The 17,528-nt window shown below is 60.3% G+C and carries 16 protein-coding genes; 3 read left to right on the top strand and 13 right to left on the bottom strand.

What is annotated here, in order from left to right:
- The first annotated feature begins 9 nt into the window (after window positions 1–9).
- Window positions 10–1,011 (top strand): lysophospholipid acyltransferase family protein, encoded by a 1,002-nt coding sequence (locus N3C12_04155; GenBank protein ID MCX8071631.1) that lies wholly within the window; start codon window positions 10–12, stop codon window positions 1,009–1,011.
- Between the two features lie 248 nt (window positions 1,012–1,259).
- Here the strand turns inward: N3C12_04155 and N3C12_04150 are convergent, their stop codons facing one another.
- The 7 genes from N3C12_04150 to N3C12_04120 all read right to left on the bottom strand — a co-directional run bounded on the left by N3C12_04150 (window position 1,260) and on the right by N3C12_04120 (window position 10,222).
- Entirely contained in the window at window positions 1,260–4,031 is a 2,772-nt protein-coding gene (locus tag N3C12_04150; protein MCX8071630.1) for a hsp70 family protein, read from the bottom strand.
- Window positions 4,028–5,833 carry an Hsp70 family protein gene (locus N3C12_04145; GenBank protein ID MCX8071629.1) on the bottom strand — a complete coding sequence of 602 codons (1,806 nt, stop codon included), beginning with the start codon at window positions 5,831–5,833 and terminating at the stop codon, window positions 4,028–4,030. Before N3C12_04145 ends, N3C12_04150 begins: the two co-directional genes overlap by 4 nt.
- Window position 5,834: 1 nt before the next feature.
- Window positions 5,835–6,551 carry a DUF2760 domain-containing protein gene (locus tag N3C12_04140; protein ID MCX8071628.1) on the bottom strand — a complete coding sequence of 239 codons (717 nt, stop codon included), beginning with the start codon at window positions 6,549–6,551 and terminating at the stop codon, window positions 5,835–5,837.
- Window positions 6,552–6,760: 209 nt separating this feature from the next.
- The gene (locus N3C12_04135) at window positions 6,761–7,189 is read right to left on the bottom strand and encodes a peptide chain release factor-like protein (protein MCX8071627.1); all 429 of its coding nucleotides are present in this window, start codon (window positions 7,187–7,189) and stop codon (window positions 6,761–6,763) included.
- Between the two features lie 26 nt (window positions 7,190–7,215).
- Window positions 7,216–8,001: a slipin family protein gene (locus N3C12_04130; GenBank protein ID MCX8071626.1), complete on the bottom strand. Its 786-nt coding sequence runs from the start codon at window positions 7,999–8,001 to the stop codon at window positions 7,216–7,218.
- 14 nt (window positions 8,002–8,015) lie between these two features.
- Complete coding sequence (locus N3C12_04125; GenBank protein ID MCX8071625.1) at window positions 8,016–9,416, bottom strand: nodulation protein NfeD; 1,401 nt, start codon at window positions 9,414–9,416, stop codon at window positions 8,016–8,018.
- Window positions 9,413–10,222, bottom strand: a complete 810-nt coding sequence (locus tag N3C12_04120; protein ID MCX8071624.1) for a uracil-DNA glycosylase — start codon at window positions 10,220–10,222, stop codon at window positions 9,413–9,415. Before N3C12_04120 ends, N3C12_04125 begins: the two co-directional genes overlap by 4 nt.
- On the opposite strand from N3C12_04120, the gene N3C12_04115 reads away from it, so the two are divergent.
- A complete protein-coding gene (locus tag N3C12_04115; GenBank protein ID MCX8071623.1) occupies window positions 10,221–11,306 on the top strand; it encodes a zinc dependent phospholipase C family protein in 1,086 nt (361 codons plus the stop codon). The two genes, N3C12_04120 and N3C12_04115, sit on opposite strands and share 2 nt — an antisense overlap.
- Window positions 11,307–11,708: 402 nt before the next feature.
- Here N3C12_04115 and coaBC read toward each other — a convergent pair whose 3' ends face one another.
- The 6 genes from coaBC to N3C12_04085 all read right to left on the bottom strand — a co-directional run bounded on the left by coaBC (window position 11,709) and on the right by N3C12_04085 (window position 16,603).
- Window positions 11,709–12,923: a bifunctional phosphopantothenoylcysteine decarboxylase/phosphopantothenate--cysteine ligase CoaBC gene (gene coaBC / locus N3C12_04110; protein MCX8071622.1), complete on the bottom strand. Its 1,215-nt coding sequence runs from the start codon at window positions 12,921–12,923 to the stop codon at window positions 11,709–11,711.
- Window positions 12,901–13,905, bottom strand: a complete 1,005-nt coding sequence (locus N3C12_04105; GenBank protein MCX8071621.1) for a flippase-like domain-containing protein — start codon at window positions 13,903–13,905, stop codon at window positions 12,901–12,903. Before N3C12_04105 ends, coaBC begins: the two co-directional genes overlap by 23 nt.
- Window positions 13,902–14,153, bottom strand: coding sequence for a hypothetical protein (locus N3C12_04100; protein ID MCX8071620.1), 252 nt, complete (start codon window positions 14,151–14,153; stop codon window positions 13,902–13,904). The genes N3C12_04105 and N3C12_04100 overlap by 4 nt, the downstream gene beginning before the upstream one ends.
- A complete protein-coding gene (locus N3C12_04095; protein ID MCX8071619.1) occupies window positions 14,137–14,898 on the bottom strand; it encodes a CDP-alcohol phosphatidyltransferase family protein in 762 nt (253 codons plus the stop codon). The genes N3C12_04100 and N3C12_04095 overlap by 17 nt, the downstream gene beginning before the upstream one ends.
- A gap of 81 nt (window positions 14,899–14,979) precedes the next feature.
- On the bottom strand, window positions 14,980–16,053 hold the full coding sequence (locus N3C12_04090) for an Mrp/NBP35 family ATP-binding protein (protein ID MCX8071618.1): 1,074 nt from the start codon (window positions 16,051–16,053) through the stop codon (window positions 14,980–14,982).
- Window positions 16,037–16,603: a DUF971 domain-containing protein gene (locus N3C12_04085; GenBank protein ID MCX8071617.1), complete on the bottom strand. Its 567-nt coding sequence runs from the start codon at window positions 16,601–16,603 to the stop codon at window positions 16,037–16,039. The genes N3C12_04090 and N3C12_04085 overlap by 17 nt, the downstream gene beginning before the upstream one ends.
- Here N3C12_04085 and N3C12_04080 point away from each other — a divergent pair.
- Window positions 16,515–17,501, top strand: coding sequence for a polyprenyl synthetase family protein (locus N3C12_04080; protein MCX8071616.1), 987 nt, complete (start codon window positions 16,515–16,517; stop codon window positions 17,499–17,501). The two genes, N3C12_04085 and N3C12_04080, sit on opposite strands and share 89 nt — an antisense overlap.
- The last annotated feature ends 27 nt before the right edge of the window (window positions 17,502–17,528 follow it).

Below are 17,528 nucleotides of genomic sequence, written 5' to 3'. Positions count from 1 at the left end.
TCCCCACGAGTGAAAGACTACTTCGAGTACTGGTTGCTGCGCGCAGCCTACGGGTTTCTCGCAGTATTGCCGCGCCCCTGGGCGATTGCTGTCGGAGCGGCGTTTGGTCACTTGGTTTACTGGCTAGCGTGGCCCCTCCGAACGATCGCTCTCGGTCACTTGGCGCTGGCTTTCCCGCAGCGAACACCGAAGGAACACCGCGCGATTCTTCAGGCTTGTGCGCGAAACTTAGGCCGGATGGCGGCGGAAGTAGCGCATTTTCACAAGCTCAACCGCGAAAACGTTGGGGACTATGTACGCATCGACGAGCCAGCGCTTTGGCGGGAGGTGGTCGCGCGTCAGGACGGCCGTGGCCTAATCGTCCTGACGGCGCACTTTGGTAATTGGGAGTTGCTTGCGTACTTTCACGGACTCATGGGTGTGCCGGTCACGCTAATCCACCGGCCGATGCGTAACAAACTTGTCAATGATTGGCTCGTACGGTTACGGGGTCGTGCGGGAACGCGCTCGATCGAGAAGAAGGCTGCTGCCAGAGAAGCATTACGGATTCTGCGCGAAGGTGGCATCCTGGCGATTCCTGCCGATCAAAATCAACGTTATAGTTTTGGCGTTTTCGTCGACTTCTTCGGCATCCCGGCCTGCACGACAACAGGGCCGGTTCGCCTAGCGCAACACAGCGGGGCGCGGATCGTTCCCGTCTTTTTGCGCAGAGTAGGGGAAAGCAGCAAGCACGTTGTCGAGGTCTGGCCCCCTGTAGAGTTGGTGGAAACTGGCGACCCGCAAGCAGACCTTGTGGAAAACACGCAACGATGCAGCCGGATCCTCGAAGAAATGATTCGGCGCTATCCTGAACAATGGATTTGGTTCCACCGGCGCTGGAAGACCAGACCACCGATGGAGCAGTCTCAGCAGTGGACCCCAACACAGGCGCCAGGTGCGAACGTTCACGCTCAAAACAGAAGCCGAGAGACTACCACTGACGATGTCGTCGCGAATAGGGTCGTTGTGTAGACGCGCCGGCCAGCACAAAATGGTCCCTGCGCTTTGGCAGTGCCTTGGTAGGGTGCCCCACCTATGGTGAGGCGTCGGACCCATCGCTTCCCTCGTGCCCAATACCGGGAAGAAAGAAGGCGGCGAAGAAATCCATAGCCTTAGGTGCGCGTGACCCTGCCGGTCCGCCCCCCTCCTTGAGGGCGAGCCGATTCTACCTGCGTCGCCACCATGACTACGCGCTTTCGTCGTTGCCGGGAGCAGGGGTGTCAACTGGACGGCAGCGGCTCGGCTGACCACACCAAACCTGCCGGAAGCACCTCATCGAGAATCCGGGCGCGTTCGGCAACTTCAATCGAATGAGGCTCGCGGATCAACCGGATCGCCCACGTGTAGGCTCCTTCGGTCTCTAGCCGGCGAGCGACTCGTTCGCGCACTTCTGCCGGTAAGTCTCGTTCGCGGTCTCCCACACAACGAGCAAGTTGCACAAGGGCAAAAACCACCGCTTCGGGCCGCTCCCACGTCCCCCCTACGATCCGTTCGACCCACTCGGCAACTTTTGCCGCGGGCACCACGCAATTGAGCGGCCCGTACATTGGTGCTCGTGCCCCGAGGCGCCCCAATGCCCACACTTCCAAGGCTGTCGCCTTCCCCTTCAAGACATGAGAAAGCAAAACATCACCGAGTTCCGCTTTCTGTTCGGCAGACAACAGCTCGCAACTGGCGACCAGTTGCCAGAATTCTCGCAACTCCTGTGGTCCGGCCTTTGGTCCCTTTTCCCGCTTTCTCTGCAATCGCGGCAGCAGGTGAGGAGCCACCTCCTGGAAGAGTTGCTGTTGCTGCGCGCGTTGCAGGCCACCAGCGATCCGTTTCCACAACGTCCACCATTCTGTCCTCACCTGCACGGCTTTGGCGAAGCGGATGCCCTCTGAGCGCAGCCGCCACAGCCGGTCCACACGCACCGGGTCACCTGAGGCACCAAAGCCAGGTCGCAGAAAAAATCCTGCGAGATTGTACCAACGAGCTTCGTGCTGGGGAGAGAGTTTGCGTGCCTCCCGGCCTTCCCACAACACCTCCCAAGCTTGCCGGAGGAAGGCGAGCGGCCAGGCATCCTTGCCTGCTGCTAAAACCTGCTCCAGCTCACGCACCACACCAATGGGATCACCCGTGGCCGAGCCCTGTTGAGGAAACACCGATCGCAGCAACGAAAGGGCAGCTTCGGCATGCTCAGCAGCGAGACTGAATTCTGCTTGCTCTTTTGGCTGCTCGCCTCCCGAGAGGTTAGCGTCACGCAAGTCAAATTGTAGCCGCCAGCGGTGCGGGGTTGTTCGCGAGACACACCACAGCTCCAGTGTGCCTACCTCCGTCAGGCGGACTCCAACGTGTACAGGCAGTTCACGCGCCTTGAGCTTTTTACCGAACCGGAGCACCGTACGGATGGCCGGCAATGCGGACACTTCCTCTCGGCGCAAGGAGACAATCGATCCGCAGCGGTCCTCCGTGCGAACCGAAGAGGCGTAAAGAGGAAAACTCACGGCCTGGTTGGTCACAACTGCAAGCGGCACCTCAGAAAATTCGCGCTCCTCTCCCTCATCCATCCCACGATGGACCACGCAAAGTGCTTGCACCTGTCCCCCTGCAGCACCGCGTGTGTCGATTCCGACGTAATAATTCCGCGCCGCGCCACCGCCGATGCGGATGCCACGTCCAGTCCTAGCCAGCCCGAAATAGGCAGCTCCCCGAGCAACAGCGAGATCGAGATCGACGCTCTCGAGTGTGCTTACAGGTCGGCCCGACCAAGTGCTCAGAAGTTGCGCAATGCGGTCGCGAGTAACCTGAGGTTTAAGAGCCCCGCCGTTGAACAAGATCGCATCCGGCCACGCGACATCCGTGCCATCTCCACAGTGCCGCCGGAGAAATGCCGCAAGATGCCGCGATACCGCCGCATCGGCAGCAAAGGGTAATCCCCACTCGGCCACCGCGAGGCCTGTTTCCCGCAGGGGCTCCGAGTCAAACGGCACCGCTGGGAAGAACCCTTCGAGCAACTCGCGCACAACTTGCTCCCGTTCGAGTGTGCTGGATAAGGCTCCGCTAATCACCCCTCGGCCGCGTCCCATTAGGGAGACCACATAGCTCGACGGCGCTCCCGGGCTCAGCAACGTCTCCTTGGCCGATCGACATTGCTGCACCAAGGAATAAAACCGTTGCGTATCGAGTTGCTGCCCCCAACTGTGTTCCAATTTGCGGGCGATTGCCATGTCCATATTGTCGCCGCCGAGGAGAATGTGGTCACCTACGGCAACCCGTTGGAGAGCAACACGGCCATGGATGGCGCGCACCGCAACAAGGCTAAAGTCAGTCGTACCTCCGCCAACGTCGACAACTAAGATTGAGCGCAATTGCTGCAAAATCGTATCGCGATCGTGGCGATGAACATCGAGCCAGGCGTAAAGCGCTGCTTGCGGCTCTTCCAAAAGCACGACGTGCTGGAGCCCGGCCTCTTGCGCAGCACGCCAAGTAAGCTCACGCGCCACCTCGTCAAAAGATGCTGGAACCGTGAGCACCACCTGCTGGTCGTCAAGAGGCGCATGTGGGAAGCTGCGATTCCAAACTTCTCTAACATGCTGGAGGTAACGCGCGGATGCCTCGACCGGCGAAACCTTGGGAACCTCAACAGGTGCGCCCCACGGCAAAATCCGCGCAGAACGGTCAACCCCGCCGTGACAAAGCCACGACTTTGCCGACGCAACTAAGCGGCTCGGGACGCGTGCGCCTTGCTGCCGGGCGAACTCGCCGACGGCGTAGTTGCGATCACGATCCCAGGGTAGGGCGAAAGCGCTTATAGGCAGCTCTGGGCCCCCGCCCAGATAAAGGTAGGATGGCAAGGTTGGGCGTTCCGCCACCTCTCCTTCTGCAACAAGTTGCAAAATTGGCAGCACGCGGACTTCGGGCGCCGGAGCCTCGATATCCGCGTAGGCCACGGCGGTGTTGGTAGTGCCAAGATCAATCCCAACGACGTAGCGCCGCGTTTTGTGGCTCACCTTGAGCCTCCCTTTGTTCGTTGACCAGCAGCGCGAAGGTCGAACTCGAGCTTCCACCGCCCCCCGCCGCTGCGCTGTACAAACCAGAGTTCCAGGGTCCCGAGCTCGTTCACCTTTGCTTGCAAGTACACAGGGATGCGTTGGTTAACCGCTGAGCTGCCCGGCAAGCACGTGCGCACCGGAGGGAGCTCGTGAAATTCCGGCCCAATATGTTCCACTAGAGCACCTGCCGGATCACTCCGTACCGCACTTTGGAAAAATCGAAACACGCTTTCTCGACCCACAGTCAGAGCAAACTCCCGCTGGGGAAGCTCAACTTCCGCGCCTTCCTCCAAACCCCGGGGCACGATGCAAAAAGCTTTGATTGGCGGTTGCATGCCCGGAACGGCTGGCATCGCGGCGGCGATCCCGAGATAAAACGCGTGGGCGACCCCTCCACGGATGCGCACGCCGCCACGTTTGCGAACAAACCCGTAGTACGCCGCTCCGCGCGCCACCGCATGCTCGAAATCCGTCCCCGGCAACGAGCGGGGCGGCGGCGCATGCCTGGACCAGCGGGCGAGGAGTGCCATGACCCGGTGGCGGAACACTTCCGAGTGAAAAACTCCCCCATGAAAAAGGACCGCGGAGGGTAACCCGACTCGAGCTCCACTTGCGGCACGCGCTCGGTGTAAGAATGCAGCCAGATGGCGTGTGATCGCGGCATCGGCGGCATACGGGAGACCCCACTCGGCAACGGTCGCCAGGGGATTGTCCTCGGGCTCCGACTCTGGCGAGCAAAAGGGAAAGAATCCTTCGGTGAGAAGCTCTTCTACGAGTTCGCGTTCAATCTCGGTGCGGATCGTGCCACCGATCAGCCTGCTTCCTTTTCCAAGAAGAGCGACCGGAAACGACCTTTGTTTCTCCCCAGCGCTGCGCAAGAGCGTTTCCTTTGCCTCCCGGCAAGCAAGCGCGAGCGCCTGGAATTGCCAGGTATCGAGCGGATGTCCCGCGGCTTCCAACCGAGCACGCACCGCATGTGCAAGCGCGAGGTCCATGTTGTCGCCACCCAACAAGATGTGGTCGCCAACTGCGATCCGCTCTAAAACAAGCTGTCCCTCCGAGGCGCGCACTTCGATTAAAGTAAAGTCGGTCGTGCCCCCACCGACGTCACAAACCAGAACAAGGTCTCCAGCACGCACCTGCTCCCGCCACTCATCTCCCTGCCCAGCGAGCCACGCGTAAAACGCGGCCAACGGTTCTTCGATGAGCGTAACGCGCTCGAGCCCCGCCAGCAAAGCCGCACGCATGGTGAGCTCCCGGGCAACGGGATCGAACGAAGCAGGCACCCCAATGAAAACCTCTTGTTCGGCAAGAGGGCTGTCCGGAAACCTTTGGTCCCACGCGGTGCGCAAGTGCTCCAGGTACCGAGCGGAAACTTCGACTGGCGAGAGCCGGTGGACGTCAGCCTCCGAGCCCCAAGGTAAAATGGGGCTTTGGCGGTCTACCGTGTCCACACAAAGCCAGGACTTAGCCGAGGCAATGAGGCGCTGCGGCGCTTCTGCTCCGCGGCGCCGGGCAAGCTCGCCAATCACGAAGCCTGGGGCTGGGGCCCAAGGCGACCGATATCCTGCGGAGGAAGATTCCTCGAGCGTTGGAATGTAGAGGAACGAAGGCAAGAGGCTGCGCTCTTCCCAAGCGCCGACCGTGACGAGCTGAGGAATGGGCAGCACCATTACCGAAGCGCTGTCTTCCTCAAGGGGCACGTAAGCCAGCGCCGAGTTCGTGGTTCCGAGATCGATCCCGACAACGTACCGCGGCACGTTACGCTCGGCTCTCAGCCCGCGCTGGTGGAATCTCGACTTCTGCCGGTGCGAGAATTTCCGGCCTCGATCCAGGAACGATGCGAGGGAGCTCGCAGCGGCGCACCCGCCACCCCGCATGCTGCAGGACTCCGCGGAACGGTGGTGCCCCGCGAACGTCACCCAACAGGCGAATCGCCTCGGCATCGAACGCGGCGTCGACGGTTACCTCAGCGCCTTCTTCGCCGGAGAGGATCCGCTCCAACTCTAGTCGCCCTTCCAACGCCTTCCGACAACCGGCGTGAATTGCTCTGGCCGCGGCACCGATCTGCGCATCGGAGTACGCCCCCAAGTCTTCAGCGAGGAAATCCAGAAAGCGCCCCTCACGTTGCAGCAAAGCAAGCAACTGCAAAGCACCGGTGTCCCTGAGCGCCTGCTCTGACTGCGCAACAGCTTTGCCCGGGCTTTCAGGCGCTGCCTCTGTGTTTTTCGCTGCAGCTGGGGTAGCAGGCACGATCTGCCGCAACAGGAGTACTGTCAACAGGGCAACGATGAGTGGCGCCACCGCGAAGTACACCACACACGGCGGGCAAATGCGGTAAAGCTCGACTGCCAATGGAACGGTTATGGATCCTTTCACCGTAATCAACAACACCGCTACATTGGCGAGCGAGAACACGAGCCCCGCAAACAGAAGTAGGGCCGACAACACTTTTCGATCTTTGGGTGCAGTGGACATTCGTAACGAGACCTCACATTTCTCCAGGTCGGATGCGGCTCTATAGCGATGTTGCCTCTCCGAAGGTAGGCAAAGCGCTGGCAGTCGGAAGACGCTCGTTATGCGCAGGCACAGAAACCGGCGCCTCTGATCCCTCGAGTACCGAGTCCCTTACGAGACCGACTTTTGGCGAAAAAGCACTTCTCAGTGCGGTTCGGGGCAAGCCGCTTCTATTCCTCACCGTCCGGGCGCAACGGCGCGCGCAGCGCTTTCAGCTCGGAGCGCGCATGCTTTTCCGCCAGGATTTTCTCCTTTGCCCGACGGGAGCGCTTCCTTTTCTGACGGCGAATTTTCGCGATTCGCTGCTGCTCGGCGCTCGCCTCGCCGAGAAGTTTTCGCTCGAGTTTGTCGCACAAGATCTGCCGTGCTCGGTAGCGATTGAGGCCCTGCGAGCGCTCTTGTTCGCAACGGACCTTGAGGCCAGTGGGGCGGTGTAACAGTTGGACCGCGGTGGAAGCCTTGTTGACATGCTGTCCGCCCTTTCCCCGTGCCCGCATAAAGGACTCTTCGAGGTCCTCCTCTCGGATCCCAAGGCGCGCCATCCGTTGGCGCAGGGCATCGGCTTTTTGAGGGCTGACCGGAAAAACCGGATCGACCACCTCGCCTCCCGGTCGCAGTTCCCTGTTCAAGTCGCAGAGGAGGAACGTTGATCAGGTGAGTCCTGTGACTCGTCGCGCTTCAAGAAAGGAGTCAACAGATCGATCGGCAAAGGGAAGATCGTCGTCGAATTGTTTTCCGCTGCCATCTCGGTGAGCGTTTGCAAAAATCGGAGCTGGAGTGCCACGGGATGCGCCGCAATCATTGCCGAGGCCTCCGCCAGGCGCTGCGCTGCTTGGAATTCTCCCTCTGCATTGATTACCTTCGCCCGCCGCTCCCGTTCTGCTTCTGCTTGTCGTGCCATGGCCCGTTGCATCTCCTGGGGAAGGTCGATGTGTTTGACCTCCACGGTAATGACCTTGATTCCCCACGGATCGGTTTGCGCGTCGAGAATTTCCTGCAGCTTCGCGTTGATCTTCTCCCGTTCGGCGAGCAGCTCATCCAGTTCAGCTTGACCACACACGCTGCGGAGGGTCGTCTGTGCGAGTTGCGAGGTGGCGTACAGGTAGTCCACAACCTCTACTACCGCGCGGCTCGGATCAATCACCCGGAAGTACAGCACCGCGCTCACTTTCACAGACACGTTATCCCGGGTGATCACGTCTTGCGGCTGGACATCCATGGTCACCGTACGCATGTCGACCCGCAGCATGCGTTCGATCACCGGGATCACGTAAATTAACCCAGGCCCCCGCGAGCCGACCAAGCGCCCGAGTCGAAAAATGACCCCTCGCTCGAACTCCTTGAGGATCTTCACCCCACTGATCAGCAGAACCGCGGCAATCAACACAATGGTCAAAGCCGAACCGAACATGAGTTCCTCCCCGTTCACATCTTTTGATTCGTCGAACGGCGCACTCGCAGACGGAGCCCCTGGACATCCACGACCTCCACTGCGGTGCCGGTGGGTAAGGGCTCGTCCGCCGAAGCGGTCCAGTACTCGCCATGGACGAATACGCGGCCCGGTCTTCCTGGCTCGATGGCCTCGCGCACTTCGCCGATCTCTCCAATTAGGCCCTCGCGACCGAGGGCTGCGCGCCGACGCTGCGTACGCATGACCAAATAACCCACGACAAACGTAAAAGCCCCGAGAGTGGCAGCAGCCGCATACACAATGGCCGGATTCAGCGTGAGATCGGATTCCGCCGTGTCGAAGAGCAACAACGACCCGAGCACAAAGGCAATCAGGCCGCCCACTCCCAGCGTGCCGAAACTTGGCAAAAAGAGCTCCGCAATCAACAAAGCAATACCAAGGACGATCAGTGCGAGCCCACTATAATTGATCGGCAGAACTTGCAGCGCTGCAAAGCCGAGCAATAGGCAAATTGCTCCGGCGACCCCCGGGAAAAATAAACCCGGGTGAGTGAACTCTACATACAAGCCCAGAAGCCCCGCCATCATCAAGAGATAGGCCACGTTTGGATTCGCCAGCACGTTCAGGAGCTTTTGCTTAAAGCGCATCTCCCGTTGTACAAACGCGACGTTCTCCAACTGCAGTCGCTGTGCTCGCTGCTGCACCCGCACCTCGCGTCCGTGAATTTGCCGCATAAGATCTTCCCTGCTCGCAGCAACGACGTCGATCACGTTCAGCTTGAGAGCCTCCTGTTCGGTGATGGACACGCTCTCGCGTACGGCTTTCTCCGCCCACTCCACATTCCGCCCGCGCTCCTGCGCGATGGATTTGCTCAGCGAGGCGACGAAATTCTCCACCTTGGTGCGCATGTCGCCTTCGATGTTTTCTCCCCCACCACCTACCGGATGGGCGGCGCCGATATTGGTTCCCGGGGCCATCGCTGCAATGTTGGCGGCCATTGTGACGAACACGCCAGCAGAAGCGGCGCCAGCGCCGCTCGGGGATACATAAACGATCACCGGCAGTGGAGCCCCGAGAAGGTCCTTGACGATATCCTTGGTGGATTCCAGCAGCCCTCCAGGGGTATCCAGCTCAATCAACAGGGCGGCTGCTCCTGCTTGGTGAGCGGCCTGAATCGACTCGCGAACAAAATCCGCCACAGCGGGGTTGATCCCGCCGTCGATCCGGATGACGTGGACCAGCGCAACTCCCTCTCTAGCGACCTCGCTCCTAGATCCGGCTTGAGGCACGACAGTGGGAGATGGTCGGGTCGGGGTATGCGTCGATACCGCCCACGTCGTTGCGGACCACGCGAGGAGGAGTGTGGTGACCCAATGCCCCCTCGAGTGCGACCGAGTTGCCAATGCCCGTCTCACGGAGACCTCAATTGTCGGATGACTTGTTTAATGTCTTCCCAAACCAGCCGCTTATCCGCCGGATTGCGCAAGAGATACGCCGGATGCAGTGTCGGCATCAGCGGAATCCCTCGATACGTATGCCACTGGCCGCGCAAACGAGAGATCGGTGTAGTGGTTTGCAACAATGCGTGAGCAGCGACCTTACCTAGCGCCACGATGACCCTCGGGGATACGATCTCAATTTGACGCTGCAAAAACGGCAAGCACTGCGCCACCTCGTCAGGCTCCGGATTGCGGTTGTCTGGAGGACGGCATTTGACGACATTCGCGATGTAAACGTCCACGCGGCGCATTTTCATTCCCTTCGTGATGATTTCAGTCAGTAACTGGCCCGCGCGACCGACGAACGGCTCACCTTGCAGATCTTCGTCCCGGCCAGGCCCCTCTCCCACAAACATCAATTCTGCCCGAGGGTTACCGACACCAAAAACGATTTGCGTGCGGGAACTACAGAGCTTGCACCGCCGACAGTCCCCGAGGACGGCGCGCACGTCATCCAGAGTACGCGCTGCCAACAACTGGGGGTCGCTAAACAAGCTCCGCATAGTGGGGGCCGCAGGCGCGGGCGGAGCAGTCGGCGGCTCGGTGGACCGAGGTGTAACAGTTTGCTTTCCTTCTTGCTCGCGCGCCTCGGTGGGACGCAACCGCAAAATTTCCTTCTCTCCTAACTCCATCCAGTACTGCAGGTGGGCCCGCACTTGCTCGGCTAAGCGACCAAGTGTCGGTTGTGGCAGGACATCCCTCCGGTTAGGATCGAACGGCATGCGCGTCGCGTTACTCTTCACCCTCTTTGTGGCCCTGTTGCCTGATGCCTCCTGGGCTTGGGGCCCAATGACGCACCTGACCCACGGCGCAACTGTGCTTGCGCACGTTACCATCCTCGGCGCAGGCCTGCAACGCTTGCTGCGTAAGCATCGTTGGGAGTTCCTTTACGGGTGCGTGGGGGCAGACATTACGCAGGCGAAGAAATACACGCGCAGCGAACAAGCACACTGCCACTCTTGGAGGGTGGGTTGGAGCCTGCTGGCGCATGCCGCGAACGACGTGCAACGGGCCTTCGCTTATGGCTATCTCACCCACCTGGCAGGAGACGTCTTCTCCCATAACCACTACGTTCCGGTGCAGCTCGTGCTCAGCTACCGCTCCCTAGCGATGGGCCACGTCTACTGGGAGGCGCGGTTCGATACCCTGCAGTCCCCGGAGATTCGCACGCTCGTGCGCGAATTGCGCCAGCGAGAGTTTCCGCAGTGCGACGAGTTGGTGCGCACCGTTGTTTCGCGCACGCTATTCTCCTTCGAAACGGACAAACGGATCTTCAATTCCTTCATCGCCGTGCACGATCTCGACCAATGGCACCGGATCATTCGGCGCTTGGCGCAGCGTTCTCAATATACGCTGCCCGCCGACTTGGCCGATCAATACAACCGCGCCTGCTGGGCCGCCATACTGGACATGCTGGAGAAGGGCTCGAACGCCGCAAACCAGAGTGCCGACCCCACCGGCCTGCTCGCGCTGCGGGCCGCAAGTGACATCCGTCGAATGTTGCGGGCCTTGGAGCGCAACGGCCCTTTGCCGCAGGACGTAGCCCGTGCCCTGACAACCCTCGGCGAGAGGCGAGAACTGAAGGAGGTCGCACAACTTGTCTCTTCTGCGGTGGGGCGACTTGCCCCCGTTCGGGATCCGGGCAGTAGAGCCGGGGCCGACGACGGCCTCAGGTGTCCGTGCTACGGCGCTGCTGCAAATAACGCGCACGTACCTGGCGAAAGTATTGCCGAGCGATCGCGTCTGCATAATCGCCGTACGTATACGCCTGTGGCCGGAAATCCCCGCGTTCGTACAGAAGGGTGACCTCGGCAAAAATCCCCTCGCCAAGGTAAATCCGGTGAGGGGCATCTTTCGTGCTAGCCAAAACGAGCTTGCCCGCAGCAATGTAGCCAGGATCGAGATTCACGCGGCGGCGCCCGCCCACAGCGAAACCGACCTCGATCGCGTTTGTCGCATGCTTCCACCGAACCAGCTCTCCCGGTGAAGCGAGTTCCACGAAGCTCAACCAGCAGCGCCAAAGTGGCTCGCCCATTTCCTGGGCGTAATACCTCGACCAATGCCAGGCAGCGATCGTCGAGCAGTCCTCAACTGGTCCGAACAACTCTTCCAGAGAGGCTCGGATTCCGGACAGCAGGCTCGCCTCTCTGAACAAAACCCCGCAAATCGGTTTCACGGGTTCGGGTTTACCGGGGGATCCCACAGCACTCAGAAAGCGGCAAGCTGCTGGCGAAGTTCAACGACACGGTCGAGGATCGCCTCGGCGAGTTCTGCTTTACTCATCAGGGGCAGTTCGACGCGTCCTCCAAAACGGTCCAGGAGAATGGCGGAGTTGACGTCCGCTTCCATGCCCGCCCCAGGCCGACTGACATCGTTCGCGACCACTAGGTCTAACCCCTTGCGTAAAAGCTTGCTGCGGCCCGACTCCTCGACGTTTTCGGTCTCGGCGGCGAAACCGACCACAAAGCGCTGCTCCTTTGAGGAAGCGATGCTCGCCAGGATATCCACTGTTGGTTCCAGCTCCACGGACCAGCGGGCACTCTGCTTTTTTAGCTTCGTCGGGCGACGTTCCGCAGGCCGGTAATCGGCTACTGCGGCGCACATAATCAGCACGGTGGCAGCCCGAAACTCCTCCTGCACTGCGTGAAACATGTCTTCGGCGGAGACGACGTCTCGCCGCTCGACCCCGTGTGGTGTCGCCAGGGAGACTGGGCCCGTGATCAGCTTGACCTTCGCTCCGCGGCGCCATGCGGCCGCCGCAAGTTGAAAACCCATTTTGCCGCTAGAGCGATTCGTCAGAAAGCGAACGGGGTCCAAAAACTCCCGTGTAGGGCCAGCAGTCACTAAGATGCGTTCACCCGTAAGTTGGGCAGGCGTCACAGCGCGCTCCGTCTCTGCCAGGAGCACGTGGGGTTCGGCCAAACGCCCTTTGCCGTGCCACCCGCACGCTAACTCTCCCTCGCCGGGGGGCACGATGCGATACCCAATCCGCTCCAGCACGTCCAAGTTCTTCTGCACGAGCGGGTGCTCGAACATATTCACGTTCATCGACGGAGCGACGAGGATCGGCGCGCGTGTAGCCAAAGCAACCGTGGTCACGACGTCGTCGGCTTGGCCGGAAGCAAGCTTGCCGACAACATCAGCGGTTGCGGGAGCGATCACATACGCGTCGGCGAGGTCCGCCAACTGGATATGGCCAATTTGCAACTCGCGACTCAGCTCGAAGAGATCGGTCGCCACTGCGTGCCCCGTTAGCGATTGCATGGTCAAAGGTGTGATAAACTGCTGCGCCGCTGCCGACATGAGCACGTGCACTCGTGCTCCTTCTCGCACCAAGAGTCGGGCTAACTCGGCGCTCTTGTAACAGGCAATGCCGCCCGTGAGCCCGAGCAAAATGTTCTTATCCCGCAGACACCGAGACATCCGATTTGCTCACTTCTTCGAGTTGGCGGAAGCTCACTCCTTGGCGCGCCAAGGAGTACAACCCGGCCAGCAGGATCGCAACAAACTGCGCGACATGAAGCACGACGGAGAAGGCTAGGGCTTCGCTTGCGGCTAAGCCAAACATCTCGAGAGCCAGCTTACAGCCGAATTGGAAAGAGCCGATGTAGCCGGGCGCTGATGGCACGGAGACGGCCAGAGCAACGATCGCGGTTAGCACCAGGCCGCACCGGAGCAGCGGAACTGCAAAGGCGAACGCCACTAACCCTAGTGTGTTTACGGCCGCAATGATCGCCCACAGATACGCTGTCCACGCCACAATCGAAAGGAACGTTGCTGGCCTGTCGAGCACCTCCAATGCCTGGAGAAATCCTCGCACAAAGTGATCGAGCAGGTGCCGTACGAACGCCGGCAACCGCTTCGCAACTCCACACCAAAGGCGCAAGACACGCCCCTCCTGCCACCGTGCAACCGCTACACCCGCCGCAAGCAGGGTGCCCATCGTTACCAGGACGTACCCCAAAACCCGTACCTCATCGGAAACCGGAACAAGAAGTGTTGCGATGCCGAAAAGGAAAATCACGGCAAGCAAATCGAACACTCGCTCAAGTACGATGGTGGCGAGAACGCCGCCGAGCGGCAGCGCTGTGGCACGGGCGAGCAATAGCGGACGCACGATCTCGCCGGCCCGCAAGGGGAGCACCATGTTCGCCATGAAGCCAATGTTGGTCGTGTGCACCAGTGGGGACAAAGGCACGCTGCCGAGCGGCCGCAGGAGGCTTCGCCAACGCTGCGCCCGGATGTAAAGAGTCCAAATCGTCACCGCCATCACGGGGATCAACCACGTCGCGCGGATTTCTCGCGCTGTGGTCCAGGCTCGTTCCCATTCCACGCCCCGCAAGGCAAGAAACAACAGCACGCCAGAAACGGCAACAGTCAGGAGGATGCGGACGGTGCGGCTCATTGCGCCAGTCCAGCCGACGACTCTTCCGCCCCGTTGCCACGGAACTCCCTGGTTGAGGGCGGCGAATCCTCACCGCTGCGGCTGCCCCACACGGCCGCGACTAAGAGTGCAGCCCCGGCAAGCGTCAAGAGCCAACCAACCACCGGGAGGGCACGATCTAACACGAGACCGGCGCCGAGCATGAGCACAAAGGTGCCTAGCACCTGGAGGAGTCGGCGGTCGCCCCTGATGTCAGTTTCCCTGCTCACGAGGACCTCCAAGTTTTCGCCACACGTGCAATGCGCGCTGGACGGCTGTCGCATTGACCAACAAGGCCAGGAGGAACAGGACAACAATCAGAAGAGAGTTGTCGGCTAGCTCCGAGAATGGTGCGAACATGCGCGCCAGGAGCACACTGAACATACATCCGAATCCCAGAATCACGTAACGCTCCGGCCGCTGGAGTAAGCCCACTCTGCAGCTCTCGCCTAAGCCTTCGGCGCGCGCGCGGGTGTAGCTCACCATCAAGCTGCCGATCATGGCGAGGAGCGTGAGCCAGAGCACCCAGGAATCACGAAAGTACACGGCGAGGCCCACATATCCGAGACTGTCGGCATAACGATCGATCACCGAATCTAAAAACGCCCCTCGTAAGCTCGCCCCGTTCGTTCGCCGTGCCAGGCGCCCGTCGATAATGTCCAACGTGCCCGTAACGAGCAACAACCAGCCGCCGGTAAACAACATGCCGCGCGCGATCGCGACGGCAACGATCGCGCTTAGAAATAATTGGGCAAACGACAGGTGGGTTGGTTGGACTCTCCAAGAGGCGCACCGCTCAACAATGATGTCCAGGAAAGAAACGTACCAAGAACGGACTCGCTCTCCGAGGAGAAGGGAGCCCCCGACTTGCCCGGTCTTTGCACCTTCTTGATGAAACCGCCCTAAGCTCCAAACGGCGGTCCCGCCGATAAAGCCAAAGATGGCCCAGGACAACAATACCTCATGCCAGCCCACAACAATCCTCCGAATCAGCCATCTGTTCTTCCCCCGCGCTCACTTTCCATGCCCGTTCGTTGGGGCGTGTCCGCACGCAACCTAGTTTATGATCCTGGGTGTCGGCAGCACCTCACGATCGACCTCTGCAAGCCGCTCCAATACACGATGGGAAAGCTGCCGGAACATTTGGACAACCGGATGGTGCGGAGCCCGCACTGGCAAAGGCTCACCAGTATCGCTCGCCTCCCGTAGGTGGGCTTCAAGTGGAATGCGCGCAATCAAAGGAATCCCAAACTTCCGGTGCAGCGCCTCTCCACCGCCTTCACCGAACAATTCCTCCTCCGATCCACAATGCGGGCAGCGATAAACTCCCATGTTCTCGACAATTCCCAACACAGGAGCTTGCACCCGCTGAAACATGGCGATACCCCGTTCGACGTCCGCAATGGCAACCTGCTGCGGGGTCGTGACAATCACCGCTCCAGCTACGGGGATGAGTTGCAACAAGCTTAACGGCGCATCTCCAGTGCCTGGCGGTAAGTCGACGAGTAAGATATCAAGATCGCGCCACTCAACGTCTCGCAGGAACTGCCTGACGAGGCTCATGACCACAGGTCCGCGCCAAATCACCGGCGCTTCTTCTTCCACGAAAAAGCCGACCGACATGAGCTGCAACCCAAACTTAGAAACAGGAGCTAAACGCTGACTTACCGTAATCGTTACCGGGCCACGCGTTCCGAACAACAAAGGGAGGCTAGGGCCGTACACATCCGCGTCCAAAAGGCCAACGCGCAATCCTTCAGAGGAAAGAGCGAGTGCGAGGTTTGCCGCCACTGTGGACTTGCCTACGCCGCCCTTTGCGCTGGCCACGGCAATGACTTGCCGGACACCTTGCAAGACTCCCTCCGGATTCCGTGCTCCCTCTCCACGCCCGCCTCCACTAATGCGCACGCTCACATCCTGCACCTCGGGAAGGGCGCCGAGAGAGCGGCGAATGTCCGCTTCGAGAACCTGCGTGGCGTGTAACGAGACAGGGGGAACGATCAGGTCAACCTCGATCCGGGTGCCGTCCCACCCAATGCGTTGGACAAAGCCGGCACGCACAATGTCCACCTTCGTGCCGAGCAGGCGAATCTCGCTCAAACGCTCGCGAATGTCAGCGATGGTCAGCACGGCTTTGGCTCGGCTCTAGTCCCTGCCAGCACTGTGGGCATGGACACAATTGTCGGAGAAGATCGTAGCGATAAATCGATTCTCCGTGATCATCGTTCCACAAAACTCCGATAGCGTAATGCCCCACGGCGCGGATGCCGACCACCTGTACCAAGCCCTCATTGGCCACGGGCAACTCGGTTTTCCGGTGGTTCTCGAGTCGACAAAGCGCGCAAGGACAATTGGCTCGCAGGTATGCGTTTGGGAACACACTGCGGTGACCATCCCGCCACAGGATCTCGATCGTGTAGTCTCCAGCACGGCGCACCGCCAACGGTGGCGATATTTCAGGGCAGCTCGGCACGGTCACGAGGCGCAAAGCTACTCGTAGGCGGCCAGCAGCGCAATGTCCCGCCGGCTTACCTTGACTCGCTTTGCGCTTTGTCTTTATCTGGCTGTGTTCGCTTAGAAAGGACGATTGTGTGGCCGGCGCCGGACCCAAGCCGTTGCAGTCATTGGAGCATTCTGACTGGACGTTGGCGGATGCGCTCGAAAGAGTCGAGCAGCGCATCCAGTCGCAGCTTTGCTCGCGTGAGCCATTGTTGACGGAGATTTCGGCGTACTTGGTCGGCTCCGGAGGAAAGCGCGTTCGTCCCGCAGTGACGTTGCTCATTTACAAGGCTTGTGGGGGTCGGTCGCTGGACGGGATCATCGATGTAGCCGCGGCCTTGGAGTTGATTCACTCAGCCACGTTGCTGCACGACGACATCATCGACAATGCCGACATGCGCCGGGGACGCCCATCAGCTCTGTATCGCTACGGTCTGGCGCGCACCCTGGTTACGGGGGACTTCATCTTCAGCCGCGCCTTCGAACTTTGCGCTCCGTTCGAGGAAAAACTCATTCGTTGGGCCGCCGAGGCGTGCATCCTCCTGACTGAAGGGGAAATCATGCAGGGGCGTTTTCGGCACAACCCAGAGGTGACGATCGACGACTATTTCGAAATCGTCGCCCGTAAGACCTCGAGTCTTTTCCAGCAAGGAGCTCGCGCCGCCGCTTATCTGGCTGGCGCTGGTGCGGCGGTGGTCGACGCGATGGCCGACTGTGGTTTTCATGTCGGGATGGTGTTTCAAATCGTCGACGACATACTCGACGTCGAAGGCGATTCCGCAACAATAGGAAAGCCGGTGGGAATCGATCTACGAGATGGGAATCCGTCCCTGCCCATCGTGATTGGCTTACGCCGCGACGCGGAGCTGCGAACGTTTTTTGCAAACTCTTGCCCTTCCGATGCCGAGGTGGAAAGAGCCCTCCACCGGCTGCGAGCCTGCGGCGCCACGGAGGAGGCACGCGCCCTGGCCATGAGCTTTGCCGCACGTGCGAAGGAACGACTTGCTTCGGTAACGCAAAGTGCAGAAGCCTCCATCTTGGACCAGATGATCGACCAACTGTTGGCCCGGGGAAGCTGAAGTTTCTGTTCCAGCAGATTTTGGAGG

Source organism: Candidatus Binatia bacterium, assembly GCA_026415395.1.
Taxonomy (GTDB): domain Bacteria; phylum Desulfobacterota; class Binatia; order HRBIN30; family HRBIN30; genus HRBIN30.
The sequence above is the reverse complement of the archived record's forward strand: the minus strand, read 5'-3'. Positions and strand labels throughout refer to the sequence as shown.

Coding starts and splice junctions, on each gene's coding strand:
- N3C12_04130 (MCX8071626.1), bottom strand. CDS start 8,001: ATGTTCGGTTCGGCTTTGACCATTGTGTTGATTGCCGCGGTTCTGCTG.
- N3C12_04105 (MCX8071621.1), bottom strand. CDS start 13,905: ATGAGCCGCACCGTCCGCATCCTCCTGACTGTTGCCGTTTCTGGCGTG.
- N3C12_04140 (MCX8071628.1), bottom strand. CDS start 6,551: ATGTCCACTGCACCCAAAGATCGAAAAGTGTTGTCGGCCCTACTTCTG.
- N3C12_04085 (MCX8071617.1), bottom strand. CDS start 16,603: ATGCGCTGCTCGACTCTTTCGAGCGCATCCGCCAACGTCCAGTCAGAA.
- coaBC (MCX8071622.1), bottom strand. CDS start 12,923: ATGTCTCGGTGTCTGCGGGATAAGAACATTTTGCTCGGGCTCACGGGC.
- N3C12_04120 (MCX8071624.1), bottom strand. CDS start 10,222: ATGCCGTTCGATCCTAACCGGAGGGATGTCCTGCCACAACCGACACTT.
- N3C12_04115 (MCX8071623.1), top strand. CDS start 10,221: ATGCGCGTCGCGTTACTCTTCACCCTCTTTGTGGCCCTGTTGCCTGAT.